The organism is Streptomyces sp. NPDC101165 (genome assembly GCF_044768135.1).
Classification (GTDB): Bacteria; Actinomycetota; Actinomycetes; order Streptomycetales; family Streptomycetaceae; genus Streptomyces.
In genome coordinates this window covers 283462-308842 of sequence record NZ_JBIWPG010000004.1, presented here as the reverse complement: position 1 = coordinate 308842, position 25381 = coordinate 283462, and the positions used below count along the sequence as shown (strand labels likewise).

Here is a 25381-nt window from a genome sequence, read left to right as displayed (position 1 = left end):
TCCCACCGGAGCGCCCGCCTCGGTAGTCATCCGACCCAGTCGTTCCGGTAGGCCCGCCAGTCCTCCTCCGTCGCCGCGAAGTCGACGTACAGGGCGACGCCGAAGCGGGCGCGGTCGGCGTCGGTGCGGGACAGGCCCAGGCGCACACCGCGTACGGCGGCCGGGACGGTCTCCGCCGCGGCCCAGTGGCCCATGTTGTCGGTGTGGTAGAAGGGCAGGCCCATCAGGAGGTCGGTGGTGTCCGGGGCGACCTCCAGGGCGAGGCTGGTCTGCTGGGCCACGTAGCCGCCGTACAGGCTCTGCAGCGGCTGCGCAGTGTCGTACGACATGACGGCGATCTGGTCCACCCGGCGGGCGACCTGCCCGAAGTAGGCCTGGGACCACCACTTGGGGTGGCCGGTGGTCAGACCCGCGAGGGAGTGGAACGCGGGCAGCGGGTCTATCTGGTGGGCCGCGACGGAGAGCAGTGCGTGGTGGGCGTGGGTGAGCGCGCGGAGGTCGTCCAGGAGGGAGAGGTAGTCGCTGTCGCCGGAGTGCAGGGGCTCCAGGTCGAAGTGGGCGCCCTCGAAGCCTGCGGCCAGGATCCGGCGGGTCGAGGCGACGACGGCGGTGCGGGTGGCGGCGCGCTCCAGGTGCAGGCCGTAGGGGGTCTCACCGGCCAGCTTGTCGCCCAGCCAGGCCTGGACACGGATGCCGGGCATCTCCCGGTGTACGGCTCTGATCAGCCAACCCGCCTTCGGGTAGGCCGACTCGGGCAGGGTGCCGTCGTGTTCCAGCGGGCCCGAGTGGACGTACAGGTCGCGGATGCCGGTGCCCTGCAGGCGGTGGGCGAGGGCCTTGACGTCCTTGTCGGTCTTGCGGCCGTCGACCCAGGCGTGGCCGAGCCAGAGGGCGTCGCGGTTCCGGGTCCGGGTGCCCTCGGCGGGGTCGCCGGTGTAGTTGACGCGGAGGGCCGTCTCCGCGGTGAGGACGGGGAGGAGCAGGAGGAGCAGTGCGGTGGTGACAGCGATGACGATGCGGCGGCGCCAGCGGCGCGACCGTGGCACCTGTGGGAGGTTTTCGCCGTCGGCGGCCTGCGGGCCCGTCGGTTCGCCGGTCTTCTCCTCGTTCAATCCTGCCCCCTGGTCTTCCTCGTCCCCCAGCCGTATCCGCCCCACTCGCGAAGCCGCCTACCTGCCCATACGCTCCAAAATGTGACGTCCTTCCTGATCCGGGGCCGGCCCCGGCGCGCCAAGGCGCACATACGGGTGCGGGTGACGCATGCCGTGCTGGGTGTGCTCGTGGGGGCCGGGTGGCTGGTGTTGCCGGTGATGACGGCCGGTGAGCATGATCCGGTTCCCGTCTCCCCGGCCGGGCCGGTCGCGAGCGCCGCCTCGACGCAGCAGGACGGGACGTCCGTCACCGATCTCCTCATGCCGCTGGTCGCCGTCGGTGCGGCCGGGGCACTGGCCGGATACGGCTATCTGCGGCGCACCCGGCGGGCCCGGACCCGGACGACGCCGGGCGTGGTGTCGGCGGCGCCGCCCGTGCCCACCGCGGTCGAGAACGAGCGGCAGGCCCGCGCCTCGCTGGTGCTGGCCGACGACTGCGTACGCGGCAGCAGGGAGGAACTTCCCTTCGTCGAGGAGCTGTTCGGGAGCGAGGCGGTCAAGCCGTACGTGCACGCCCTGCGGGCCGCGGAGACCGAGCTGTCGGCCGCGTTCGCGATATGGCGGCGGTACGAGGAGGGGGTTCCGGGGGACGCGAGTGCCCGGCGGCAGGCGCTGGTGGGGGTGGTCGGGCGGTGCGCGGAGGCGGGGCGGCGGCTGGATGCCGAGGCGGAGGGGCTGGACCGGCTGCGGGGGCTGGAGCAGGGGGTGGGCGCGGCGCTGGAGGTCGCCGAGGGGCGGTTCCGGGAGCTGACGGCGCGGACGGCGGCGGCCCAGGCCACGGCGGCGGAGCTGCACCGGCGGTACGCGCCCTCGGCCGGGGCTCCCGTCACCGGGTATGTCGAACAGGCCAAGGACCGGCTGGTGTTCGCCACGTCGCAGCTCAACGAGTCGCGTCAGGCGGCCGATTCGGGGGACGGGCAGCGGGCGGCGCGCCGGCTGCGCGCGGCCGAAGGGGGTGTCGCCCAGGCCGGTGTTCTCGTCGGCGGGGTCGAGCGGCTCGCGGCACAGCTGCGGGAGGCGGCCGCGCTGGTGCCGGCCGCGCTGACCGGCGGGGAGGCGGAGATCGCCGAGGCGCGGCGGAACGGCGGGCGGGCCCTGCTGGCCCCCGGCGAGCTGCACGCGCGGATCGTCCACGCGGACGGGGTGCTGGCCGCCGTACGCGCGGAGCTGACCGCCGGCCCGTACGACCCGCTGGACGCGCTGCGCCGCATCGCCCGGGCGGTGGAGCGGTTGGAGGTGGGGCGGTCCGGGGTGGTGGAGGCGGCCGCGCGGCTCGTGTCGAGCAGCGCGCTCGGCGGGGCCGAGGACTTCATCGCGGTGCACCGGGGGGCGGTGGGCACGGAGGCGCGGGCACGGCTGGCGGAGGCGGAGCGGGCGCTCGGCTCGGGTGCCGACGCGGACGTACTCGCCCGAGAGGCCCGCGATCTGGCCGAACGCGATGTGCGGGCCCACGGGAACCCGTACGCCGACGGCCACGCCACCGGTCTCGCCGGCGCCGTCCTCGGCGGAGTCCTGCTGGCGGAGGAGCCGGACGGCGGTCCCCCGGCCTCCTTCGGCGGCCCGGAGACCCGGGGCCGCCGACATCTCCGGTAGCCGCGACCCCCACCCGGTACGCCGTCGCCTCGCAGCGCCGACGGCCCCCGGCAGCCGCCCGGGACGGCCGGGCGGAGAGCACCTGCGTCAGAAGAGGCTGAGCAGCGCCTCCGCCGGGTCCGTGAGGCTGCTCTCGCCTCCGGGGAGCGGGAGTTCGAACCAGACGGTCTTGCCGCGCGGGGTACGGCGTGAGCCCCACGCCGCGCTGAGCAGGCCGACCAGTTGCAGGCCCCGGCCCCCCTCGTCGGTGTCGCGGGCGCGACGCCGGCGGGGCTGGACCAGACCGGAGTCCCAGACCTCGCAGACCAGGGTGCGGTCCAGCAGCAGTCGCAGCCTGATCTCGCCCTCGCCGTAGCGCAGCGCGTTGGTGACCAGCTCGCTGACCAGGAGTTCCGTGGTGTCGACCAGGGGCTCCATGTCCCAGCTGAGCAGCTGCGCGCGGGCGTACTCACGGGCCCGCCCCACACTGCGGGGCTCGCGCGGCAGCGTCCAGTCGCCGACGGAGTCGGCGGGCAGGCCCTGGACCCGGGCCATCAGCAGGGCGATGTCGTCCTCGCCGTGGTGGGTGTCGAGGGTGTTGAGGACGTGGTCGCAGACGTCCTCCAGGTTCCGGTGGGTGTCGGCGCGCAGCGCCGTCGTTGAGGGGTGGTGGTCGGGTGACGGGTGGGCGGGGTCGGTCAGCGCGCCGACGAAGGCCTGGAGGCCCTCGTCCAGGGGGTGGTCGCGGGATTCGACCAGACCGTCCGTGTAGAGGGCGAGCAGGGCGCCCTCCGGCAGTTCGACCTCCACCTCCTCGAAGGGCTCGCCGCCCACGCCCAGCGGCATGCCCGGCGGCACGTCGAGCATCAGGGCCGCCTCGCCGGGTTCCACCAGCACCGGGGGCAGGTGGCCGGCGTTGGCGAACGTGCAGCGTCTGGTCACCGAGTCGTAGACCGCGTACACGCAGGTGGCGAGGTAGACCTCGGAGAGGTCGGCGTCGCGGGGCTGGCGGGCGGCGCGGGTGGCCTGCTGGACGCCGCCGGGGGTGCCGAGGCCGCGGGCGATCTCGTCCAACGCCGAGAGGACCTCGGCCGGTTCGAGGTCGAGCAGGGCCAGCGTGCGGACCGCCGTGCGGAGTTCGCCCATCGCGACCGCGGCGCGCAGACCGCGGCCCATGACGTCCCCGACCACCAGGGCCGTGCGGTGGCCCGGGAGTTCGATCACGTCGAACCAGTCGCCGCCGACCTCCGTCGCCGCGTTGCCGGGCAGGTAGCGACACGCGATGTCGAGGCCGGACGCCTCGGGGTCGCCGGGCGGGAGCAGGGATCGCTGCAGTATCAGCGCGCGTTCGTGCTCGCGGCGGTACAGGCGGGCGTTGTCGATGCAGACGGCGGCCCGCGCGGCCAGCTCCACCGCGAGGTCCCGGTCACGGTCGCCGAACGGCTCGCTGCCCTTCGTGCGGGCGAACTGGGCGAGACCCACGACGGTGTCGTGGGCGACCATCGGCACCACCAGCATGGACTGCACCAGACCGCCGTCCTCGGCGGGGACGCGCTGGGGGCGGGCGGTGCGCAGGGCGTCCGCGCCGGGCGAGTTGAACGGGAAGTGGTGGACCGCGCCGACCGCGACGGGCTCGCCCGAGCCGCTGAACGGCGCGTCCGAGACGGCGCTGGCGAAGCCGACACGGCGCAGCGCCGCGCTGCCGTCGGCGAGGCCGGGCGGGGTCTCGTCGCCCATGAGCAGGCCCTGGTAGAGGTCGACGGTGGCGAGGTCGCAGAACCCGGGGACGACGACGTCGAGGAGTTCGCGGGCCGTGGTCTCCAGGTCCAGGGAGTTCCCTATGCGGGCGCCGGCCTCGTTGAGCAGGGCGAGGTTGCGCCGGGCGGCGGCCGCCTCGCGGGCGGCGGCGCGGCGGGCGGTGATGTCGGTGCCGAGCCAGGCGATGCCGATGGGCCGGCCGCTGCCGCTGTGCACGCGGTAGAGGTTGACGGACCAGTGCCGGCGCTCCTCGGAGCCCGGGACGAAGCCCGTGACATGCATGTCGGTGATGGAGTCGCCGGTCTCCAGCACCCGGCGCAGCGTGGCCGAAACCCGATCGGCCTCACCGCGCGGGAGGTAGTCGTGAACTCCCTTGCCGCGGTGGTCGTCCGGGGTTCCGCCGAAGATGGAGGCGAAGCGCATGTTGGCGCGGCGCACCCTGAGGTCTATGTCGATCAGCAGGAAGCCGAACGGGGATTGACCGAAAATCGCCTGCGAGGCGGCGAGGTCGGTCTCGATGCTGCGCAGGGTCCGGACGTCCACCACTATGCAGACGGCGGCCTTGTCACCCTCGGCGGTCCGGGTGGGCATGACGTAGACCTCGGCGAGCCCCTCCTCGCCGCGCGCCCCGTCCGGCCGGTCCGGCATCCGAAAGGGGACGACCCCGGTCCACTCCCGCCCGTCGAGGATTTCGGCCATCTTGCGCTGGCCGCGCTCGCGCTGGTCGGGATCGATGAAGGCTTCGATGGGGTCCATGCCGACGGCGCGTTCGGCGGGGATCCCGAAGAGCTCCTCGGCACGCAGGCTCCACTGGTCGACCACCCCGCCGGGGCTGATGGAGAAGGACGCGACCCTGATGTAGTCGTAGATCGAGCCGGGCGGACTGCTCTGCCACATGGCGTCGTCGGGCACCGCGGTGCGTGCGGCCTGGTTCCTCGCGCCGCCCGACGGGTCCTCGGACTCCGTGGCCTTCGCTGGTATCTCGCTCACGCGAACCGTCCCCTCCAGCTCACCGCGCCCGGCACCGGTCACCGGGGGCGGCTGCCCGCAGTATCCAGCACTACGGCGCCGCACGACACGGTGTTCACGATCACAGCTCGGTCCAGGCTTTTTTCGGACCTGACTGCGACGACACATCCAGTCTTCTAACCAGGGAACACGCCCTCGAATCACGCATCCCCACCCCTGTATCGGGCGCGCGTCGCGGCATGGACGGCGCACGGCGGCCTGTACACCAGGCTCACCCGGGCACCGCCAGTTCGAACCAGACGGTCTTTCCGGTGTCGCCGGGCCGGGTACCCCAGCGGCGCGAGGAGTCGGCGACCAGTTGCAGACCACGGCCGCTCTCGTCCTCGGGGTGGGCGACGCGCTCGCGCGGCGGGTCCGGGAGCGGGTCGGAGACCTCGACCAGCAGCGTGTCGCCGCCGAGCCCGGCGGGGCGTACCAGCCGTACGCCGATCGGCCCGGTCGCATGCCGCAGGGAGTTCGTCACCAGCTCGCTGACCAGCAGCGCGGCCAGATCGGCGAGACAGTCGAGGTCCCAGCCGTGCAACTGGCCCCGGACCGCGACGCGGGCGGTGCGCACGGCGCCGGGTTCCGCGGGAAAGGTCCACTCGGTGCAGTCGCCTTCGGTGTCGATCACGCCGATCACTTCCCAGGCCAACGAGCCCACCCATGTCCGGTTTCATGGGGTTAATGGGGACATACCCGGTATCCGGGAGCCCTACCGCGCGGAAGGGCGCACGGTGGCACGAACGGCGTACGGGGCGCTCCGCGCAACGGACATGAACGCAGGGCACGAGTACGCGCCGGCCCTACGACCACCCACCCCCACTGCGGGGGGACCCCCATCCCGACTCGGCCGGCAGAGCGGCCAGGGTCTCGATCTCCCGCACCGCCGCCACGTCCTGGTCCAGCCACGCCACGTCCCAGATCTCGTCCGGAGTCAGCCAGCGCACGTCGTCGTGGTCCTGGAGGGGGCGGGGTGCCGCGGAGCCGGGGCGCAGGCGCGCGGTCCACACCTGGAGGACGTACGGGGATCGCAGGGGCCACTCCCCCGGTACGCGCGCGACCGCCTCGGTGTCGATGCCGAGTTCCTCGCGCAGTTCGCGCACCAGGGCGCCCTCGGGCCGCTCACCGGACTCGACCTTGCCGCCGGGCAGCTCCCAGCGCCCGGCCAGCTCGGGAGGCGCGCTGCGCCGCGCGGCGAGCAGCCGGCCGGCGTCGAGCAGGGCGGCTCCCACCACCACGATCCGTTCGGTCATGGAGCGGAGCCTACGGGAGCGCGTCAGTGGTCAGTTGAGCGCGCCAGAGGTCAGTTGTGGGCGCCGTCGCCGTTCTGGCCGATGCGTTCGACCCAGTAGAGCTGCTTGTGGCCACGGTCGTCGAGACTGTCGGCGATCTTCTGGGCCTCGGCCCGGGTCGCGTACCGTCCCACGCGGTAGCGATTGCCGTTGTCGTCCTGCCTTATGACGATCCAGGGCAGGGAGACCGTGCCCTCACTCATCGCCCCCACCGTTCCTTCTCGCACCGCCCCACCCTCCCCCACTCTCGGCTGCTCCCCCACGCTCGAATTCGCTCGCGCGGGAGGGACCCCCACCGCGAGGGGACCCCCATGCCATCCCGGGCCCCCGCCGCGCCCCGCCTAAGGAAACCGCAATCCGCATATGCCCGAGCGTACGCCCTACCTTCACGGAGCGAATACGCCTTTTCACAAAGAGGTACGCAACCAGCCAGAACACAGGGGGCGCACGATGGCGAACGCGCCGCCGTACCCACCTCTGTCGTGCGTCGGGGGCATATCGGGCGGACCCTGGATCACCTGGGAGAACGGCCGGATTGCAGCGGGCCGCGGGGAGCCGGGAGCCGGATCACCGGGCGAGGACGCCCACTCGGGAGCGTGCGGAGGTGTGCGCTACTTCACTGGCAGGTGGTACGCGACCCGGTAGCGGTCGGCGGGGATCACGACGTCGGCGGTCTCCACGGGGCGGCCTGAGGCGTAGTAGGTGCGCTGGACCACGAGGACCACGTGCCCGGGGACGCCGCCGAGAACGTGCAGTTCCTCGGCGAGGCCGGGGCGGGCGCCGACCTCCTCGGTGACGTTGTCGACGATGACGTCGATGGCCCGCATGCGTTCGACGACGCCCATGCCGCCGAGCGGGCCCTCCTCGGGCAGCATCACGGGCGTGCGGCCGGTGACGGCGAGGGGCTCCCAGGAGGTGGAGAGCATCATCGGCTCCCCCGCGTCCCGGAACAGGTACCTGGTGCGCATGACCCGCTCGCCGGGCTTGAGGCCGAGCCGCTCGGCGATGGCGGCACCGGCCTCGGCCTGCTCGCTGCTGGACTCCCAGGTGCCACGCACCGTGGCGTCGGCCTGCTCCTGCCGGAAGGGCGTGGCGCCGGAGGGCGGCCGGAACCCGGAGCGGGCCACCCGCCGGGGCACCGGGCGCTCGCGCACATACGTCCCGGAGCCGGAGCGGCCCTCGACCAGCCCCTCGGCCATCAGCACCTTGCGGGCCTCCAGCGCGACCGTGTCCGAGACGCCGTACTCCTCGCGGATGCGGGCCTGGGAGGGGAGCCGGGTGTGGGGGGGCAGCGAACCGTCGACGATCTTCTTGCGGAGATCACCCGCGACACGCAAGTACGCCGGCTGCTCACCGAAAGTCACTGGCCGCTCCCATCAGGTTGTACAGACAGCAACAGCCTGGCAACCGTGGGTTGTGCCATGCAAGCAAAGGCCAGAGAATCACTCGATGTGATGACATAGGGCCGGGGAGGGCTTTACCCAGGCACTTTCTCCCCGTTATAGCCGCGGTCACACCTCTCCGCGATCACGCCCCGGCGCGATCACACCGCCAGCGCGCCCCCGCTCCCACCGCCGGAGCCACCCGAGCCGCCGTCACCCTTCTCGTCGGCGGGCGGGGTGGTCTCCAGTCCCAGTGCCTTGCGTGCGGGGACCGCCTCCTTCGGGTCGAGCAGCCCGAGCCCGGCGTCGTAGTGCCGGTAGAAGGCGTCCAGGTCCTTCGCCCTGGCGGCCTTCGCCCACTCCGTCCGGGCCTTGTCCAGGTCGCCCGTCAGGGCCGTGATCTGCCCCACGGCGCCGGCGGACCACTCGTTCCCGCGCAGCATCCTGGCCTGTTCGGCCAGCGCCGCCGACACCCGGCCCGCCCACTGCTTGTGCCCCGGCAGGTCGTCCTCGACGTACTCCGCGTCGGGGGCGGTGGCGAGGGCCGCGTTGAGGACGTGAGCCGCCTTCAGATAGGCGACCTGGTCGGCGTCCAGGACGGTCTCGTCGTTGCGCAGCGAGCCGGTGAGGTTCCCGCCCTCGGTCGCGCTGCCGAACACGCAGGTGACCTCCCGGTCCCCGGCGGACCAACTGTCCTCGGTGGGCGTGAGGTAGTAGACGTCGACGTCGTCGGGCACGGCCCAGCCGTCCATCGCGTAGGCGTCCTGGAGGCCGTAGCAGCGCTTGTCGGCGGTGCCGCTGACCGAGTCGTCGCCGGGATAGCCCCCGTCCTTCAGCAGGAAGGAGGCGAACACCTCGCCGTCGTGCTCGCCGGAACAGGGGACCTTGTCGACGTCGTACGTCTCGCCTCCGAGGCTTCCGCCCGGCGCATCGAAGCACTCGCCCTTGGCCAGCGAGATGCTCGCGCCGTGGCGTGCGCCCTCCTTGACGCCCTCCCAGAAGGAGGACGCACCGCCCGTGGCGAGCATCAGCACCCACACCGCGAGCCCGAGCCCGGACAGCACCGAGCCGCCGATCGCCAGTCCCTTGCCGCGCTCGCCCCGCCGGCCGATCTGCCGCAGCGCGATCAGCCCGAGCACCAGCCCCACACCCGGCAGACAGCACAGCACACCGAACACGAGCGAGGTGATGGCCAGTCCGTTGACGGGCGCCGGCTGGTTGTAGGGGCTGTAGCCCTGCGCCCAGGGCTGGTACGGCCCGTAGGGGCTCTGCGGGCCCTGCGGCTGCGGGTACGACGGCGGGCCGTACGGCCCGTGCGGGTACTGCTGGGGTGGCTGATACGGCCCTTGTGGCTGGTGGGGGCCGGGGGGCGGGGGTATGGACACCGGTACCGTGCTCCTGGGTCGAGCGGTGGGAATGGTCAGACGGGCCCTTGGGCCGACGACTGGACCGACGTACGACTGGGCGCATGGTAAACGGGGCACGAGTGGGGGCGGAATGAGGGTGGAAGCCCGGGCGGACAGCCGGGTGGGGAACACCACCGTGGGCGCGGTGAACGGGCTCACCGCACGGTGGGCGGCCGCAGCGGCACCGGAGGGTACGGCGTTCTCGGCGGCCGGGGTCTGGCCCCTGCTGGCCTTTCTCGCGGACGGCGCGGCAGGCCCGGCACGGGCCGAGCTGGCCCAGGCGCTCGGCGTGCCCGCGGACCAGGCGGCCGCCGCCGCACGGGAATTGCTGGCCGGGCTGCAGTCGGTGTCCGGCCTGGACGCGGCGCTCGGCCTGTGGACGCACGAGAGGCTGCAGCTGCGCGAGGAGTGGCGGGCCGGGCTGCCGGCCGGGACGTACGGGGTGTTCGGGGAGGACCTCGTCACCGCGCAGGAGCGGCTGGACGCCTGGGCCGCCGAACGGACCGGCGGGCTGGTCGAGCGCATGCCGGTGACGCTGACCCGGGAAGCACGGATGGTGCTGGCCAGTGCGCTCACCCTGCGCACGGACTGGCGGCAGCCGTTCACCGAGACGGTGCTGCGCCCGGACTCCGGCCCCTGGCAGGGCCGTTCGCTGCTCGGACTGCACCGCAGGAGCGTGCGGCCGGACCGGGTCGGCGTGACGAGCACACCCGACGGCTTCGTGACCGCGCTGACGGTGCCCGGCGACAACGGCATCGACGTCCATCTGGTGCTCGGCGAGGAGCGGATGACACCGGGTCAGGTACTCACGGCCGGGGTCGGGGTCGTGGACCGCACGCTCACGGTCACCGGGGGCGGGCAGCTGCCGTTCGGGCATGTCGGCCCCGGCCTGCACGTGGAGCAGCAGCCCGCGCTCGCGCCGGAGCCGATCACGCTGGACGTGCGGACGGTGGCGTACGAGGTGCGCGCCGACCACGATCTGCTGGCGCTGCACGCCCTGTTCGGGCTCACCACGGCCCAGGACGCCGAGCAGGGCCACTTCCCGGGCATCAGCATCATGCCGCTCGCCGTGCAGGACGCCCGCCAGTCCGCCCTCGCCCGGTTCGGCGCGCTCGGCTTCCGGGCGGCGGCGGTGACGGCGGTCATGCCGAGATACGGCGCCGGCGTCCCGCAGTACCGCTACGAGACGACCGTCGTGCGGGTGGCCTTCGACCGCCCCTTCGGCTTCCTCGCGGTCGACCGCGAGTCCCGGCTGGTGCTGATGGCGGGCTGGGTGACCGATCCGGCGCCGTATCCGGCCATGGGTCGTTAGGGGCGCTGTTCCCTCGGGGCGTCCCCGGCGGTTCCGAGGACGCCCGCCAGCGGCGGGGTGGTCAGCGGGGCCGTGCGGGGGCGGGTCAGGGTGACGTACGCGGGCACCGGCAGGGCGATCGACAGGTCGAGGCGGGCCGCGTTGAAGTAGATCCAGTCGTTGTCCAGCAGGGCGGTGTCGACGACCAGTTCGAGGTCCGGGTGGAACGTGAACGGCACGACGCAGCCGCTCACACAGCCCGACAGTCTTTCGGCCACCTCGCGTGCGGCGAAGGCGGCGTCCGTGCCGCCGTACAGCTCGCGCACCCGGGTCATGTCCAGGCGGCGGTCGCCGGGTACGACAGCCAGGACGTAGCGGCGGCTGCGGCGGCCGGTGCTCACCCGCACCACCAGGCACTTGGCGGCCTGGTCCAGCGGATGGCCGCGCAGCTCGGACGCGAGGTCCGTACGGCCTTCGGGTGCGTGCGGTATCAGGCGGTACGGGACGCGGGCGTCGTCCAGCAGCGACAGCAGACGGTGCGAGGTGTCCGGGGGCAACAGGTCGAGGTCGCGGGGCACGGTGAGGCCTCTCTGTGAAGGACGGGCGGCGCTCTCACCGTGCCGGACCTGCCTATATTTCTCCGCTGCGCACCCTCACCACGGCGTTCCCCGTGCGGCCGGCTCCCCGGCGATAACCCGCCAATAACGCCCCTCTCTAGCTTCGGAAACCGTAGAGATGACTGGCCGCACCAGAAGGGGGTGGTGTCCCATGGAGTTCCGGGTCCTTGGGCCAGTGGAGGCGTGGCGAGGGGGTGAGCGGGTTGCCCTCTCCGGTTCGAAGATGCACACGGTGCTGGCGACGATGCTGCTCGCACAGGAACGGGTGGTGTCCGACAGCCGCCTGAGTGCACTGCTGTGGGGGTGGGAGCCGCCGGCGACGGCGAGCGCGCAGATCTATACGTACATGTCGCGGCTGCGCAAGCAGCTCGGCGAGGAGGTCGAGATCGTACGGCGGCCCCCCGGGTACGTGCTGCGCGCCCCCGGTGCCGTCGTGGACCTCGTGGAGTTCCGCAGGCGGGAGCGGGACGGGCGCCGGGCGCTGGCGGAACGGCGCTTCGAGGAGGCCGCCGACCTGCTGCGCGAGGCGCTCGGGCAGTGGCGGGGAGCCGCGCTGGCGAACGTCACCGAGCACATGCTGGACGCCGAGCTGGCACCGCTCGAGGAGGAGCGGATGCTCGCCCTGGAGTCGCGTCTGGAGGCGGACCTGGAGCTGGGGCGGCACGAGCAGGTGATGGCCGAACTGACCGCCCTGGTCGCCGAGTTCCCGGTACGGGAGCGGCTGCGGGCCCAGCTGATGACCGCGCTGTACCGCTGCGGCAGGCAGGCCGACGCGCTGCACACCTACTACGAGGGCCGCAAGGTGCTGGCCGAACAGCTCGGCATCGACCCCGGTGAGGCGCTGGGCTCCACGTACCAGGCCGTGCTGGGCGGGGAGTTGGGGCTGGGATCGCGGCGCGGCGTGCAGCCGGCCGCGCGGCCCGTGCCGTCCATGCTGCCCGCCACGGACGGCGAACTCGTCGGCCGGGAGCGCGAACTCGAGGCGCTGCGGGGGCGTCTCGGCCAGGGCGGCGACGCGCCGCGGCGGATCCTGGTGACCGGCATGGCCGGCCTCGGCAAGACGGCGCTCGCGGTGCGGGCGGCGGCCGAGAGCGGCGAACTCTTCCCCGACGGGCTGCTCTTCGCCGAGCTGTGCGGTCTCGACGGCGCCCCGCGGGCTCCGCGCGCGGTCCTCGCCCAGCTGCTGCGGGCGCTTGGCGAGAGCGACCACGCGCTGCCGGCCGGCGATCTGGACGAGCTGGTGCGGCTGTACCGGGCGCGCACGGCCGAGCGGCGGCTGCTGCTGGTGCTCGACAACGTCAGCGGCGACCGGCAGCTCGCGCCGCTGCTGCCGGCCGGTGACTCGGCGGTCCTGATCACCAGCCGGAGCCGGCTGGCGCGGGTGGCCGGCGGGGACACGCTGGCCCTGTCGCTGCTGGACGACGAGGCGTCGCTGGAGCTGCTCGCCGCCCGGGCGGGCCGGCAGCGGCTGGACGACGACCCGGACGCGGCCGACGACCTGGTGGCGTACTGCGGCGGGCTGCCGCTCGCGCTGTCCATCGCCGGCGCCCGCCTCGCCGCCCGTCCGCACTGGACCGCGGCGCGGCTCGCGGCCCGGCTCGCCGACCCCGCCGTGCGGCTCGCCGAACTCTCCTTCGGCGACCTCGACCTGAGCCGGGTCCTGCGCTCCTCCGTCGAGCCGCTGCCGCCCGCGGTGCACGACGTCCTGGCCGGGCTCGCGGATCCCGGTCCGGGCGGCGAGCCGTTCTGCGCCCAGGGGGCGGCGGACCGGCTCGGCCTGACGGAGGACGCGGCGGAGAACGCGCTGGAGGCCCTCGTCGACACGGCCCTGCTGGACCTGTCCGGCCTCGACGACCAGGGCCGTCCGCTGTACCACTGCCACGAGTTGATACGACTGCTCGCCGCCACCCTCGACCTCTCGGACCGGGCGACCGTCCGCGCGGGGCGGTGACGGAGGAGTGCCGGTGCGGACCTCCCGCTCTCCAGCGACGGACGGGGCCTGCGGGCCCCGTGCGCGGGCCGGTGAGCCGCATGCGCCCGAGCCGACACGCTGCTCGCCACCGCCCGCGACGACTCCGGACCACCGGACGCCCGTGCCAGGAGGTGCGGAACCCGTGCCCGAGCGGACATCGTGCTCGCCGGAGGCCTCCACGGACGGGGCCTACGGGCCCCGTGCGCGAGCCGGTGAGCCGCATGCGCCCGAACCGACACGCCGCTCGGCGCCGTCCGTGACGGCACCGGGGCACCGGCAGTCCGTGCCAGGACGTACCGAGGCCGTGCCCGTGCGGACATCCTGCTCGCCGACGACCTCCACGGACGGGGCCTGCGGGCCCTGTGCGCAAGCTGGTGAGCCGCATGTGCCGGAGCCGGCACGCTGCTCGCCGCCGCCTGCGATGGCCCCGGGGCACCGGGCGTCCGTGCCAGAAGGTGCGAAGGCCGTGCCCGTGCGGACATCCTGCTCGCCGACGACCTCCACGGACGGGGCCTGCGGGCCCTGTGCGCAAGCTGGTGAGCCGCATGTGCCGGAGCCGGCACGCTGCTCGCCGCCGACTCTGACGGCTCCTGGGCACCTGTCAGCCGTGGCAGGACGTAAGGAGGCCGTGTCGGTGGGGTCACCAGGAGCCGCGGGCGCGGACGTAGCCCTGGCGGGCCGGGGCGATGATTTCCTGGGCCACCGCCCAGGCGTCGGAGACGACGCGTTCGCGCGGTGGGCGGGGAGACTGGGCCATGGCCTGGGCGGTGACGGCCCAGACCGCGGCGACGGCGGCGGTCGCGCGTACGTCCACGGTGGGCCGAGCGGGGCGGACGCCGTTGCCGCAGACCTCCAGGCGCAGGCCGAGCGCGGCCGCCATCGCGTCGCGCACGCCGCGGGCGACACGGGCGTCGGGGTGCGCGAACACCTGGGACGACAGCGGGTGTTCGTAGGCCTGACGGACCCAGGTGCCCAGCCGCAGCCGTTCGCGGGCCTCCCAGTCGCCCGGGGCGGAGGGGCCGGGGTCGATGCGGTCGACGGCCTCGGTGAGGGTGTCGAAGTAGGCGATCAGGTCACCGGACGTGAGCGGAGGTGCCGCGGCGGGCGCGGCGACGGTCTGTACGGTCATGGTGGGCTGCTTCCTTTCCTGGTGGGTGAGTTGACGCGAGAACGCCGCCGGGGGCGCGCTCAGACGGGCGGGTGCAGGTACACCGGTCCCCGGGCCGCCGGTCCCGCGGGGCGGGCCAGGGCGACCGCGAGGCGGCCGGAGAGCTGCAGGTCCTCGACGGTCCAGGCGGTGGCGTGGCCGTCGGCGTCGTGGGTGACGCGGACCGGTCCGTTCCGGTCGGGCAGGGTTTCCAGGCGGCCCAGTTCGGTGCCGGCCAGGCCCACGCCGACCGCCTTGACGACGGCCTCCTTGCGGGTCCACACCCGGTGGAACGCCCGCTGCCGGGCCGTACCCTCCGGCAGGTCGCGCAGATGGCCGCGCTCGGCCGCGGTGAGCACGGTGTCGGACAGCAGTGCCTCCCGCACCGGCCGCAGCGCCTCGGCGTCGACGCCGATGGCGGTGCCCGCGCCGACCGCGAAGACACCCCAGCCGGCGGTCCGGCTCAGGCTGATCGCGAGCGGCACGGCAGGGTGCAGCACCTGCGGCGGCCCATGGCCGTCCGAGCCGCAGCCCGGACAGCACCGGCGGCCCAGGTCGACATCGGCGGCGGTGGTGCCGAGGAGCTGACCGAGCGCGCGCCGGGCACCGGCCCGGGTGTGCACGAACTCGGCCGCGTCCCGCTCGGACAGCATGCCCAGCGCACGCCGGAACTCCGCCGTGGCCAGCAGCCGCAGATCGGCCGGGTCGACCCGGCCGGGCGAGCGCCACCACCACACATGAGCCTCACCCCGGGCGATGAGCCGGTCCACCTCGGGATAGACCCTTTCCTCGCCTCCTTGACGCATCAGCACCACTCCCGCGTTTCTTCAGAGACGTCGGACACACAACGTCCGTACTTTTTGGCGGACTTATCCGGGGCCAGGTTCCGCCCGCCCGCTATTTCCGCCCTATACAGCGTTTACGGCCCTTTTCCATAGGGCCGCGATAGGCGCTGCCCGGAAGCTTTTCCGAGCAATGCCGTCGACCAGAGGGAAACGCTGTGACGCAGACAGAGATTCTGGCTCCGGCCGTGGAGAGCACGGTGACCGCACGCGAACTCACCGCGGCGGAGAAGACCGGCCTGATCACGCTGGCCGGCCGGCTGACCGGTCCGGAGCACCCGCTCATCGACTCCCCCGACTGGCTGGGCGCGGCCCGCGAGGCGACCTCGCTGCTGCCCCGGCAACTTCTCGGCACCCTGCGCGCGTTCCGGCACGACCCGGGCGCGGACGGGGTGCTGCTGCTGCGCAACCTGCCGGTGACGGCGGCCGATCCGCTGCCGCCGACGCCGGGCGTGCCGAATTCCGTCGAGCGTGTTCCCACCACGGCCGCCGCCGTCATCGTCTCGGTCATGCTGCAACTCGGTGAGGTCATCGCCTTCCGGAACGAGAAGAGCGGTGCCCTGGTGCAGAACGTGGTGCCGGTTCCCGGGAGGGAGGAATCCCAGAGCAACGCCGGTTCCGTGCTGCTGGAACTGCATGTCGAGAACGCCTTCCACGACAACCGTCCCGACTATGTCGGCCTGTTGTGCATGCGTGAGGACCCGACCGGCGACGCCAAGCTGTGCACCTCGTCCATCCGCCGGGCCCTGCCGCTGCTGTCCGAAGCGACCCGGCGGGTGCTGGCCGAGCCGCGGTTCCTGACCGAGCCGCCGCCCTCCTTCGGTTCGCTGGGCGGGGTCCGCCCGGCGCACCCGGTGCTGCAGGGCGACCTGGACGACCCCAACGTCCTGGTGGACTTCGCCGCCACGCACCCGCTGGACGAGCGGGCGAAGGCGGCGATGGCCGAGCTGCGGGAGGCGTTCGTGGAGACCATGGCAGCGCACCGGCTGCGGGTCGGTGACCTGGCCGTGGTGGACAACCGGGTCGCGGTGCACGGCCGTACCTCCTTCACCCCGAGCTACGACGGCGAGGACCGCTGGCTGGAGCGGGTGTACGCCCACCTGGACAACCGGCGCAGCCGGGTGGACCGGCTGGGCGGCGGCGCCGTCCTCAACTGAGAGGCGCCGCAGACCGGTTGAAGGGCCGGCCCCCACGAGGGGCCGGCCCTTCAGGCGTGGTCACCGGTCACTGCCGGGAACCGATGACGTCCGCGGGGCGTCCGGTCAGCGCCAGCCGGCCCGGCACCACGGTGGCCAGCAGGGCCAGCAGTCCGCCGAAGCCGAGGACGGCGAGATAGGTCCCCGGTGCCACGGAGGGCGCCGCCGAGCCGGTCATGCCGATGCTGAACGCGGTGAGCACGGCGTAGGCGATGCCGGTGCCGAGCGCGGCCGCGACGAGGACGACGATGCCGGCCTCGATGCGCAGCATGCCCATCACCTGGCGGCGGGTGGTGCCGACCAGGCGCAGCAGCGCGAACTCGCGGAGCCGGTCGGAGACCGACATGGCGAGCGTGTTGACGACGGCGATCGCCGTGAACGCGATGATCAGGCCCATGGCGACGTAGTTGACCTCGGCGTTGTTCTGCTGCACCTCGGCCTGCAGGTCCTCGACCTGGGCGCGGTCGAGCACCCCGATGCCGGGGAACTGCCCGACGGCCTTCTGCAGCTGCTCGCGTCCCGCCTTGCCGTCACCGCTGGTGCGCACCAGGACGGAGGAGGCGAGCGGGTTGTCGACGTGCCGGGAGACCAGCTCGTGGCTCATCGTGAGGTCGCCGAAGCCGAGGCCGCGGGAGTAGACGGCGGCGACCTTCAGGTGGACGACGGTGCCGTCGCCGAGGGTCACCTTCAGGGTGTCGCCGGGCTTCTTGCCGAGGTGGTCGGCGGCGACCTCGCTCATCGCGACACTGCCGTCGCCGAAGCCGTTCAGCGTGCCCTTCTGCACGTCCGGGTCCCAGGTCTCGCGCAGCCCCTGGGTGGACAGGCCCTGCGCCGGGTACTTGTCGAGTCCGATCCGCACGGAGGTCCGTACGACCTCGGTGACGGCCGTGACGCCGGGGGTCTGCCGCAGCGCCGCGGTCGCCTGCTCCGGTACGCCGGGGCCGGCTGAGGCCACCACCCAGTCCGCCTTGTTGCCCTCGCGGGCCTGGGCGGTGGCGGCGTCGCCCATCGTGGTCTGCACGAAGAACACCGTGCAGGCCATGCCGATCAGCAGCGCCAGCGGGGTGATCGCGGAGGCCATCCGCTTGGTGTTGGCGCGGACGTTGGCGGTGGCGAGGTGACCGGCCACGCGCGAGGCACGCAGCGGGACACCGAGCAGGGCCACGGCGACCCGGGCGATGAGCGGGCCGAGCAGCGACACCGCGACCGCGAGGACCACGACCGACAGGAACGTCACCGGCGTGGATGCGGGCTCGGTGTCCAGCACGCTGAGCACCACGAGCAGCACGATCCCGCCGGCCAGCGTGAGGATGCCGGCCAGCGTCCGGCCCCAGGCGAACCCGGGCCGCTCGACCGCGGACTCGGCGAGCGCCTCGGCGGGGCGGATCCGGGCGGTGCGGCGGGCGGAGATCCGGGCCGCGGCCCACGCGCCCAGCAGGGCGGCGCCGACGGCGGCGAAGAACGGGAAGACGCTGAAGGTCACCTGCAGCGTGTCCGGGATCGCCTTGAAGTCGACGAACTTCCGGTGCAGCCAGTACGCGATGGGCAGGCCCAGCAGCGAGCCGGTCAGACCCGCGAGCAGGCCGACGATCAGCGCCTCCCGGCCGATCAGCTGCCGCACCTGCTTGGGCGTGGCGGCGATGGCGCGCAGCAGCGCCAGTTCCCGGTAGCGCTGCTGGATCGACAGTGCGAAGGTGCCCACGACCACGAGGATCGCCACGAGCAGCGAGGTGCCGCCGATGGCGCCGCCCATGGAGACCAGCTTCACCCGGGCCTTGGCCGCGTCCAGGAACTCGACCGGGCCGCGGTCGCCGCCGGTGGCCACCTGGGCGGTGGTGCCGGAGAGCGCCTTGCGGACCTGGTCGGCGAGTTCACCGGTGGACACGCCCTGCTTGGGCAGCACGCCGATCGCGGACACCTGTCCGTCCCGGCCGGACAGCCGCTGTGCCTCGTCGGCGGAGAAGAACAGCGAGGTCTGCTGCTTGAGGTCGCCGTCGGCCGGGGCCGCGATGCCGGTCACGGTGTAGCTGCGCGGAGCGTCGGTGGCCTGCACGGTGAGCTTCGCGCCGGGCTTGAGGCCGGTGCGGGAGGCGAGTTCGCGGTCCACGACGACATCACCGGCGGCGCTGGGGGCGCGGCCGGCGACGAGCTTGAACGGGGTGAGGGCGGCGGAGGTCCAGGCGTGCCCGTAGGAGGGCTTGCCGTCGACGCCCGGGACGACCTGTCCCTTGGGGCTCACCGCGTAGGCGGGGAAGGTGACTTCGGGCACCACGGACCGGGCGCCGGGCACGGAGTGCAGCTTGTCGACCGTGGCGGCGGACAGCCACACGCGCTCGCCGAGCGGCTTGGCCTTGTGCTTGACCTTGGTCTTGCCCTTCTTGTGCTTGACGGTGGTCTGGTGGACGTTCTGGTCGCCGCCGACGATGACCGGCGCGGCGGCGTACCGCTCGGTGCCGATGGTGCCGCGCAGACCGGTCTCCAGGAGGATGCCGCACGCGGTGACCAGGGCGGCGGCGCACATCAGCGCGAGGAACGCGCCGATGAAGCCGCCCTTGCGGGCCTTGAGGGTCTGGAAGGCGTAGCGCAGCATCAGGCCCACGCTCCCAGGTGCGTCATACGGTCGGCGACGCGCTCGGCGGTCGGGGCGTGCATGCGGTCGGCGATGCGGCCGTCGGCCAGGAACAGGACGGTGTCCGCGTAGGAGGCGGCGACCGGGTCGTGGGTGACCATGACGACGGTCTGGCCGGTCTCGTCCACGCAGTTGCGCAGCAGCGAGAGGATCTCCTTGGCGGTGACGGTGTCCAGGGCGCCGGTGGGCTCGTCGCCGAAGATGACGTCGGGGCGGGTGATCAGGGCGCGGGCGATCGCCACGCGCTGCTGCTGGCCGCCGGAGAGTTCGGACGGGCGGTGGGCCGCGCGGCCGCCGAGGCCGACGCGCAGCAGGATGTCCTCCAGCCACTGGCCGTCCAGCCGGGAGCCGGCCAGGCGGAGCGGGAGCTCCACGTTCTGCCGGACGGACAGGGCGGGTACCAGGTTGAACGCCTGGAAGACGAAGCCGATGCGTTCGCGGCGGAGCTTGGTGAGCTGGGTCTCGTTCATGCCGCCCAGCTCCGTGTCGCCGATGAAGGCCCGGCCGGAGGTCGGCTTGTCCAGACCGGCCGCGCAGTGCAGGAAGGTCGACTTGCCGGAGCCGGAGGGCCCCATGACGGCGGTGAAGGAGCCACGGGCGATGTCCACGGAAACACCGTCGAGGGCCCGGACACCCCGGCCGCCGCGGCCGTAGACCTTGGTGACCTCCTCCAGACGCAGGGCGTGGCTCCGGGCTCCCGTGCCGCTGCGCGGCTGTGTGTTGGTCCTCTCGGTCCTCATGCGTGACCAGTCCTCTCCATCCATCGTCGTGGGGGTCGCCAGCTGACCTCCGCCGGCTGCGAAGGGGCATCGGGACGAACGTGTCCGGGGGATCTATATCGGGGCTATGATCGCGGATTTACCTGGGAGTTGACGGATATTTCTCGGCCGCAGTCTGTCCGCGCGGCGGTTGAGGGATGCTCGCGTTCTACGACCAGGCCGAGCTGGACTCCTTGGCCCTGTCGGCCTACCTGTCGCTGGGTGACTACCAGACGGCCGAGTTCCACGCTCATCGCTGTCTGTCCGCCCTGCGGCCCCACATGGTCCGGTCCCAGGCCATCACCACGACCCGGCTCGCGCACGCCCAGCTCGCGCAGGGTGACGCCGACGCCGCCACGGCCACCGCGATGAAGGTCCCCGCCGACGCCGCTACCCAACACGCCCGAGTGTCCCGCATGCTGCAAGAGTTCGGGGCTGCGCTGCGCGTCACCGCGCCGGGCAGCTCCACCGTGCAGACCTGGACCGAGCACTCCGCCGCCTGGAGGACTCCCGCATGACCTCGGCACCCGCCATCGAACTCCGCACGTTCACCGCGCTCGACGCCGTTCGCGGTGACCTGATCGACGTGTACGCCGACGTGCGCGCCCCGCTGCTCCACCTGCCGAACTACGCCGTCACCGCGTTCGGTGAACGCCTGGACCGGCACAGCGGGGAACCCGGTTTCACAGCCGTCCTCGCGTACACGGACGGGCATCCGATCGGCTACGCCTACGGCAACACCATCGAGCACGGGGACCGGTACTGGCAGCGCACCACTCCGGAACCGAAGGATGAGTACACCGAGCATCCGGCCATGGCCCTGAAGGAGATCGGCGTACGCCCCGCGTGGCGCGGCACGGGAACCGCTCGCCGTATCCATGACGCCCTCCTCGCCACGCGCGACGAGCCGTACGTGACACTCATGGTCAACCCGGCCGCTGGTGACGGGAAGGTCCATGCGCTCTACCAGTCATGGGGGTACGAGGACATCGGACAGAGCCAGCCGTCACCGGCCTCGCCGGTCCTCACGGTGATGATCCGCGCCACCCGCTGACCGGCTGCGACCGTGACGGCTCGCCCCCTCGGAGTGATTTCGGAAGTGGCGGATGGCGAGGGTTGCGGCGGTTGCCGTTAGGCAGAGGGCGTAGGCGGTGACGACCCATGCGGCTGGGGCGCGGCCCGCGGTGAGGCCGTGGAGTACGGCGGTCAGCCAGGCTGCGTAGGACGCGCCGTGGAGGATGCGGAACGGGCGGATCCAGCGGCGGGTGGCGAAGACGCCGCGCCAGACACCTGTGGCCACGGCGAGCAGGAACAGATAACAGGCGAGGGTGCCGAGACCGACCAGCGCGTCACCGCTGCCCCAGCCGAGCGCCGCGGCCGTCGCGGCGACCCGGCCGCCGGCCACCTTCACGCCGATGTGCAGCAGCAGGAACCCGACGCCGAGCACACCGAAGGCCCGGTGCAGGTGCTGGAGCACGGTCCGCGGACGGGGCGGCAGCACACCGCGCAACGCGGTCGCCAGCCCCAGCATCACGGCCAGCGACAGCGCGACCAGCGCCACGACCCCGGCCATCCGGTCGAGGAACCCCCGTAGCGCCCCGCCCGCAAGACCGCCGCCCACGAGTACGCCCCCGGCCAGGACGAGCCCGGCGATCACGGCGACGGGCCGGGGCGGCGGGGTGTGCGGCGGCCCGGTCCGCACCGCAGGCGCGACGGGCGGCGCGGTCGCACCGGTGGCTGTCTCACCGGTGACGTGGGCGGGGGCTTCGGCTTCGGGGGTCGCCACGGTTCCGTACGTGGGTCGGCTCATGTGTGCTCCCTGGCTGTGGAGGGCTGTGGAGGGTTGTGTGGCCGGAAATGGGGCGGTTCCCGGCCTCCGCCGGGGAGGGCCGGGGGCCGGGAACCGCGTCTCTCGGTCGCCGAGGGGGGATCGGCTCCGAGGTCTGGAGAGGGCCGTCAGACGGCCGGTGGGTGGAGGTGGACCGGGCCCGGCGGGCCGGCCGACGAGGGGCGGGCCAGGGAGGCCGACCACGGGCCGTTCAGGTTCAGGTCCTCCACGTGCCAGGTGGTCGTACGGCCCTCGTGGATGTGGGTCACCGTCAGCGGGCCCTCCTGCCCCGGCGCCACGTCCAGGGTGTTCAGGGGCATGCCCAGCAGACCGAGGCCCACCGCCTTCACCACCGCCTCCTTACGGGTCCAGGCGCGGTGGAACAGGGACGTACGGCCGGGGCCCTCGGGGAGCGAGAGGATCCGGTCGGTCTCGTCCGGGGTCAGGACGAGCTGGGCCAGGGCCTCCGACTCCATCGGGCGGTACGCCTCCACGTCCACGCCCACCCAGTCGCCCGCCCGGACCGCCAGCACCCCGCACCCGTCGGTGCGGGAGAGACTGATCGCCAGCGGGACCGGGGGCCGGACCACGGCGGGCGGACCGTGGTCCGCGTCGCCGCAGCCCGGGCAGATGCGTCGGCCGAAGCGCACAGTGTGGGCCGGTACGCCCAGCAGCCCGGCCACCGCGCGCCGCGCCCCCGCGCGGGTCGTCGTGAACGCCGCCGCGTCCCGTGGCGCGTGGAAGCGCCGCATGCGGGCCCGTTCCTGCTCGTCCAGCAGCACGAAGTCCGCCGGATCGGTCGCCTCGCCGAGCGGCCACCACCACACGTGGGCCGCTCCGCTCTCCCGCAGCCGCGCCACCACCGCGCGTGCCGTCTCGGGTACGTACACCTCGCCGACGTCCGCCGCGTGGTCGATGTGCGCGGCGGCCGTGGCCGGTCGCGTGGTCATCCGTCCTCCTCTCTCTCGTCACGGCCGGTCTCAGGCCAGTCCGTTGAGGCGCAGGAGCAGCTCCTTGACCTCGGTGGCGTGGTAGCGGTCCCGTTCCTGAGCCGGGTCCGAGCACAGCAGCAGCGGCCCGTCCCGGTCCTGTGACGGCAGCCGTCCGTGGCTGCCCCTGACCAGACCGGGGTCGAGCGGCACCACGGTCAGCGGTGCGCGCATCCCGGCCTTCTTGCGCAGCACGGTCCACGCCGCCTTGGCCTTCACCGCCGGGATCGACGGGTCGAAGAACAGCTCGGCGGGGTCGTAGCCCGGCTTGCGGTGGATCTCGACGCCGCGCGCGAAGTCGGGTGCGCGGTCGTCGTCGAGCCAGTAGTAGTAGGTGAACCAGGCGTCCGGTTCCGACACGAGGACCAGTTCGCCGGCGTCGGGATGGTCGATGCCGTACGCCGCCTGTTCGGTGCGGTCCCAGATCTCGTCGACGCCGTCCACCGCCTTCAGGACGTCCCGCACCCGCGGGATGTCGACGGGGTCGGCGACGTACACGTGCGCGGCCTGGTGGTCGGCGACGGCGAACGCCCGGGAGGTGTACGGGTCGAGGTACTCCATGCCGCGCTGGGTGTACACCTCCAGCAGTCCGGCGTGGCGCAGTGCGCGGTTGACGTCGACGGGCCGGCTCACCGGTGTGATGCCGTACTCGCTGAGCGCCACCACCGTCGTGCCCCGGTCGCGCAGGTCCGCGAGCAGCGGCGCGAGCGCCGCGTCCGTCTCCCGCGCCGCGCGAACCGCCTGCGGGCTGTCGGGTCCGTAGCGCTGCAGGTCGTAGTCGAGGTGCGGCACGTAGACGAAGGTCAGGTCGGGGCGGCGGCGGTCGACGACGTAGCGGGCGGCGCCGGCGATCCACCGGGTGGAGGCGATCGACGCCGTCGGGCCCCAGTACTGGAACAGCGGGAACTCGCCCTGTGCAGTGGTGAGTTCGTCGCGCAGTCCGGCGGGCACGGTGTAGCAGTCGGGGGACTTGCGGCCGTCGTGGTGGTAGACCGGGCGCGGCGTGAGGATCGTGTCCACGTCGGCGCCCATCGCCCACCACCAGCACAGGTAGGCGGTCGAGTGGTCCGGGTCGCGGCGGCGGGCCGCCTGCCACACCTTCTCGCCCCGCACCAGGGCGTTGTGCTGGCGCCACATCATGATCTCGCCGTGGTCGCGGTGGTACCAGCCGTTGGCCACGGCCCCGTGCTCGCGCGGCAGCAGCCCGGTGGTCAGGGTGGCCTGCACGGTGGCCGTGACGGCCGGGAACACCGTGTCCAGTCGGGCGGTGAAGCCCTGCTCGCCGACCGCCTTCACGTGCGGCATGTGCTCCAGCAGCCGCGGGGTGAGGCCGACCGTGCACAGCACGGCCGTCGCCGCCGTCGTACGACCGCCGCTCATGACGTCTCCTGCCGCAGCCCGAGGTCCGTCAACTCGTTCCGCAGCCACGTCAGTTCGGCGGCAAGTCCCAGGGCGAGGGTCTCGTCGCCGTGGCCGGGGAGCACGGACCAGGTGTACGTCTCGATCTCGATGTGGTCGGTGACCGCCCGCTCCCCCGCCAGCAGCGCCCGCAGGGTCTCGCGCAGCACGGGCCGGGTGCTCGCCAGCGGCGGAAGCGGGTCCTCGTGCAGGGGCACGTGGTAGTGGATGCGCCAGGGCCGGCTGCCGGGCAGCGCGCCGGAGAGCGCGGGGCCGAGGTCGTCGGTGCCCAGCAGCCGGCCGCCGCCGGACGGCTCCCGGGTCTGGTGCAGGAAGCGGGGCTCGGCGAAGTCGGTGAGCAGCTCCCGTACGGCCGGGTCCGCGGGGTCGGCGACCTCCAGCGCGGTGGCCGCCTGGAGCTTGACGACAGGGATGCCCGCCTCGCGCAGCAGGGCCAGCGACTCGGCCGGGTCCTCGTGGGCGACCGCCAGGTGGCAGGCGTCCAGGCACACACCGATCCACTCGGAGTCGGTGCCGGCCAGCGCGTCGACGGCCTGCTCGGTGCGCTCCACGACACAGCCGGGCTCCGGCTCGATACCGACCCGGATCGTACGTCCGGTGTCGGCGGCGATCTGCTTCAGCCCCTCGGCGAGCACGTCGAGCTGACGGGTGGCCATGGCGCGCTGGGCCGACGTCCACACGGTGCGCCAGGCCAGCGGCAGAGTGGAGATGGACCCGCGGGCCCCCTCCGGCAGCAGCCCGGCCAGCACCCGGGCGAGGTCCAGCGTGTACTCCAGGCGGGCCGGTTCCGACCAGTCCGGGTAGTACACGGCCCGTTTCACGACCCGGGCGTGGAAGCCGCGGTAGGGGAAGCCGTTGAGGGTGACCGTCTCCAGGCCGCGCGCGGTCAGCTCGCGGCGCAGCCGGGCCACGGCCGCCGGGTCGGCGGCGAGCCGGCCCGCGGTCTCGGCGGGCAGCCACAGGCCGACGCCGATCCGCTCGGCGCCGGCCGCGACCCGCACCGGCTCGGCGTAGGCGGCGAGCTGGCCGATGATGCCGTCGAGGGTCTCGGCGGGGTGCACATTGGTGCAGTACGCCAGATGGACGGTGCTGCCGTCGGGGTGTCGCACTCGCATGACTGC

21 protein-coding genes and 1 pseudogene are annotated in these 25381 nt (G+C 73.3%); 6 read left to right on the top strand and 16 right to left on the bottom strand.

Features of this window, described 5'->3' with window-relative positions:
• Positions 1–26: 26 nt before the first annotated feature.
• Entirely contained in the window at positions 27–1112 is a 1086-nt protein-coding gene (locus ACIRVH_RS10500; RefSeq protein ID WP_403950557.1) for a hypothetical protein, read from the bottom strand.
• An 81-nt stretch (positions 1113–1193) separates the two neighbouring features.
• Between ACIRVH_RS10500 and ACIRVH_RS10495 the strand changes: the two genes are divergently transcribed.
• Positions 1194–2744: a hypothetical protein gene (locus ACIRVH_RS10495; RefSeq protein WP_403950554.1), complete on the top strand. Its 1551-nt coding sequence runs from the start codon at positions 1194–1196 to the stop codon at positions 2742–2744.
• An 87-nt stretch (positions 2745–2831) separates the two neighbouring features.
• On the opposite strand, the gene ACIRVH_RS10490 is transcribed toward ACIRVH_RS10495, so the two are convergent.
• The 6 genes from ACIRVH_RS10490 to ACIRVH_RS10465 all read right to left on the bottom strand — a co-directional run bounded on the left by ACIRVH_RS10490 (position 2832) and on the right by ACIRVH_RS10465 (position 9551).
• Positions 2832–5471: a SpoIIE family protein phosphatase gene (locus ACIRVH_RS10490; RefSeq protein WP_403950551.1), complete on the bottom strand. Its 2640-nt coding sequence runs from the start codon at positions 5469–5471 to the stop codon at positions 2832–2834.
• A 250-nt stretch (positions 5472–5721) separates the two neighbouring features.
• Positions 5722–6153, bottom strand: a complete 432-nt coding sequence (locus tag ACIRVH_RS10485; RefSeq protein ID WP_403950548.1) for an ATP-binding protein — start codon at positions 6151–6153, stop codon at positions 5722–5724.
• Positions 6154–6295: 142 nt separating this feature from the next.
• Complete coding sequence (locus ACIRVH_RS10480) at positions 6296–6745, bottom strand: (deoxy)nucleoside triphosphate pyrophosphohydrolase (protein ID WP_403950546.1); 450 nt, start codon at positions 6743–6745, stop codon at positions 6296–6298.
• A gap of 50 nt (positions 6746–6795) precedes the next feature.
• Positions 6796–6987, bottom strand: a complete 192-nt coding sequence (locus ACIRVH_RS10475; protein WP_020942024.1) for an SPOR domain-containing protein — start codon at positions 6985–6987, stop codon at positions 6796–6798.
• 408 nt (positions 6988–7395) lie between these two features.
• A complete protein-coding gene (locus tag ACIRVH_RS10470; protein ID WP_403950543.1) occupies positions 7396–8148 on the bottom strand; it encodes a GntR family transcriptional regulator in 753 nt (250 codons plus the stop codon).
• Positions 8149–8327: 179 nt separating this feature from the next.
• Complete coding sequence (locus ACIRVH_RS10465; RefSeq protein ID WP_403950541.1) at positions 8328–9551, bottom strand: DUF4190 domain-containing protein; 1224 nt, start codon at positions 9549–9551, stop codon at positions 8328–8330.
• Between the two features lie 112 nt (positions 9552–9663).
• Here ACIRVH_RS10465 and ACIRVH_RS10460 point away from each other — a divergent pair, with 112 nt between their 5' ends.
• Positions 9664–10884, top strand: a complete 1221-nt coding sequence (locus ACIRVH_RS10460) for a serpin family protein (RefSeq protein ID WP_403950538.1) — start codon at positions 9664–9666, stop codon at positions 10882–10884.
• Here the strand turns inward: ACIRVH_RS10460 and ACIRVH_RS10455 are convergent.
• Positions 10881–11441, bottom strand: a complete 561-nt coding sequence (locus ACIRVH_RS10455) for a YbaK/EbsC family protein (RefSeq protein ID WP_403950535.1) — start codon at positions 11439–11441, stop codon at positions 10881–10883. The two genes, ACIRVH_RS10460 and ACIRVH_RS10455, sit on opposite strands and share 4 nt — an antisense overlap.
• Positions 11442–11631: 190 nt before the next feature.
• Here ACIRVH_RS10455 and ACIRVH_RS10450 point away from each other — a divergent pair, with 190 nt between their 5' ends.
• A complete protein-coding gene (locus tag ACIRVH_RS10450; RefSeq protein WP_403950532.1) occupies positions 11632–13431 on the top strand; it encodes a BTAD domain-containing putative transcriptional regulator in 1800 nt (599 codons plus the stop codon).
• Between the two features lie 661 nt (positions 13432–14092).
• Here the strand turns inward: ACIRVH_RS10450 and ACIRVH_RS10445 are convergent.
• Entirely contained in the window at positions 14093–14581 is a 489-nt protein-coding gene (locus tag ACIRVH_RS10445) for a hypothetical protein (protein WP_403950529.1), read from the bottom strand.
• A gap of 59 nt (positions 14582–14640) precedes the next feature.
• The gene (locus ACIRVH_RS10440) at positions 14641–15405 is read right to left on the bottom strand and encodes a 4'-phosphopantetheinyl transferase family protein (RefSeq protein ID WP_403950526.1); all 765 of its coding nucleotides are present in this window, start codon (positions 15403–15405) and stop codon (positions 14641–14643) included.
• A gap of 236 nt (positions 15406–15641) precedes the next feature.
• Between ACIRVH_RS10440 and ACIRVH_RS10435 the strand changes: the two genes are divergently transcribed.
• Positions 15642–16598 (top strand): TauD/TfdA family dioxygenase, encoded by a 957-nt coding sequence (locus ACIRVH_RS10435; RefSeq protein ID WP_403950983.1) that lies wholly within the window; start codon positions 15642–15644, stop codon positions 16596–16598.
• Positions 16599–16665: 67 nt separating this feature from the next.
• Here the strand turns inward: ACIRVH_RS10435 and ACIRVH_RS10430 are convergent, their stop codons facing one another.
• Both ACIRVH_RS10430 and ACIRVH_RS10425 read right to left on the bottom strand, forming a co-directional pair.
• Positions 16666–19227 carry an FtsX-like permease family protein gene (locus ACIRVH_RS10430; protein ID WP_403950523.1) on the bottom strand — a complete coding sequence of 854 codons (2562 nt, stop codon included), beginning with the start codon at positions 19225–19227 and terminating at the stop codon, positions 16666–16668.
• Entirely contained in the window at positions 19227–20006 is a 780-nt protein-coding gene (locus ACIRVH_RS10425) for an ABC transporter ATP-binding protein (protein WP_145884418.1), read from the bottom strand. Before ACIRVH_RS10425 ends, ACIRVH_RS10430 begins: the two co-directional genes overlap by 1 nt.
• Positions 20007–20182: 176 nt before the next feature.
• Between ACIRVH_RS10425 and ACIRVH_RS10420 the strand changes: the two are divergent.
• Together ACIRVH_RS10420 and ACIRVH_RS10415 are read left to right on the top strand one after the other, a co-directional pair.
• Positions 20183–20542, top strand: a pseudogene (locus tag ACIRVH_RS10420) (XRE family transcriptional regulator); the annotation flags it as partial.
• Entirely contained in the window at positions 20539–21078 is a 540-nt protein-coding gene (locus tag ACIRVH_RS10415) for a GNAT family N-acetyltransferase (protein WP_403950521.1), read from the top strand. The pseudogene ACIRVH_RS10420 and the gene ACIRVH_RS10415, both read left to right, overlap by 4 nt.
• On the opposite strand, the gene ACIRVH_RS10410 is transcribed toward ACIRVH_RS10415, so the two are convergent.
• The 4 genes from ACIRVH_RS10410 to eboE all read right to left on the bottom strand — a co-directional run bounded on the left by ACIRVH_RS10410 (position 21031) and on the right by eboE (position 25375).
• The gene (locus ACIRVH_RS10410) at positions 21031–21834 is read right to left on the bottom strand and encodes a hypothetical protein (protein ID WP_403950520.1); all 804 of its coding nucleotides are present in this window, start codon (positions 21832–21834) and stop codon (positions 21031–21033) included. The two genes, ACIRVH_RS10415 and ACIRVH_RS10410, sit on opposite strands and share 48 nt — an antisense overlap.
• A 146-nt stretch (positions 21835–21980) precedes the next feature.
• Complete coding sequence (locus tag ACIRVH_RS10405; RefSeq protein WP_403950518.1) at positions 21981–22802, bottom strand: 4'-phosphopantetheinyl transferase family protein; 822 nt, start codon at positions 22800–22802, stop codon at positions 21981–21983.
• 30 nt (positions 22803–22832) lie between these two features.
• Positions 22833–24221 carry an alkaline phosphatase family protein gene (locus ACIRVH_RS10400; protein ID WP_403950516.1) on the bottom strand — a complete coding sequence of 463 codons (1389 nt, stop codon included), beginning with the start codon at positions 24219–24221 and terminating at the stop codon, positions 22833–22835.
• Positions 24218–25375: a metabolite traffic protein EboE gene (eboE, locus tag ACIRVH_RS10395; protein ID WP_403950513.1), complete on the bottom strand. Its 1158-nt coding sequence runs from the start codon at positions 25373–25375 to the stop codon at positions 24218–24220. Before eboE ends, ACIRVH_RS10400 begins: the two co-directional genes overlap by 4 nt.
• Positions 25376–25381: the final 6 nt, after the last annotated feature.

What these genes read in the sequence shown, in the direction of transcription:
- ACIRVH_RS10410 (WP_403950520.1), bottom strand. Translation starts at nt 21,834, where the DNA reads ATGAGCCGACCCACGTACGGAACCGTGGCGACCCCCGAAGCCGAAGCC.
- ACIRVH_RS10430 (WP_403950523.1), bottom strand. Translation starts at nt 19,227, where the DNA reads ATGCTGCGCTACGCCTTCCAGACCCTCAAGGCCCGCAAGGGCGGCTTC.
- ACIRVH_RS10415 (WP_403950521.1), top strand. Translation starts at nt 20,539, where the DNA reads ATGACCTCGGCACCCGCCATCGAACTCCGCACGTTCACCGCGCTCGAC.
- ACIRVH_RS10480 (WP_403950546.1), bottom strand. Translation starts at nt 6,745, where the DNA reads ATGACCGAACGGATCGTGGTGGTGGGAGCCGCCCTGCTCGACGCCGGC.
- ACIRVH_RS10445 (WP_403950529.1), bottom strand. Translation starts at nt 14,581, where the DNA reads ATGACCGTACAGACCGTCGCCGCGCCCGCCGCGGCACCTCCGCTCACG.
- ACIRVH_RS10460 (WP_403950538.1), top strand. Translation starts at nt 9,664, where the DNA reads ATGAGGGTGGAAGCCCGGGCGGACAGCCGGGTGGGGAACACCACCGTG.
- ACIRVH_RS10475 (WP_020942024.1), bottom strand. Translation starts at nt 6,987, where the DNA reads ATGAGTGAGGGCACGGTCTCCCTGCCCTGGATCGTCATAAGGCAGGAC.
- ACIRVH_RS10440 (WP_403950526.1), bottom strand. Translation starts at nt 15,405, where the DNA reads ATGCGTCAAGGAGGCGAGGAAAGGGTCTATCCCGAGGTGGACCGGCTC.
- ACIRVH_RS10400 (WP_403950516.1), bottom strand. Translation starts at nt 24,221, where the DNA reads ATGAGCGGCGGTCGTACGACGGCGGCGACGGCCGTGCTGTGCACGGTC.
- eboE (WP_403950513.1), bottom strand. Translation starts at nt 25,375, where the DNA reads ATGCGAGTGCGACACCCCGACGGCAGCACCGTCCATCTGGCGTACTGC.
- ACIRVH_RS10425 (WP_145884418.1), bottom strand. Translation starts at nt 20,006, where the DNA reads ATGAGGACCGAGAGGACCAACACACAGCCGCGCAGCGGCACGGGAGCC.
- ACIRVH_RS10450 (WP_403950532.1), top strand. Translation starts at nt 11,632, where the DNA reads ATGGAGTTCCGGGTCCTTGGGCCAGTGGAGGCGTGGCGAGGGGGTGAG.
- ACIRVH_RS10405 (WP_403950518.1), bottom strand. Translation starts at nt 22,802, where the DNA reads ATGACCACGCGACCGGCCACGGCCGCCGCGCACATCGACCACGCGGCG.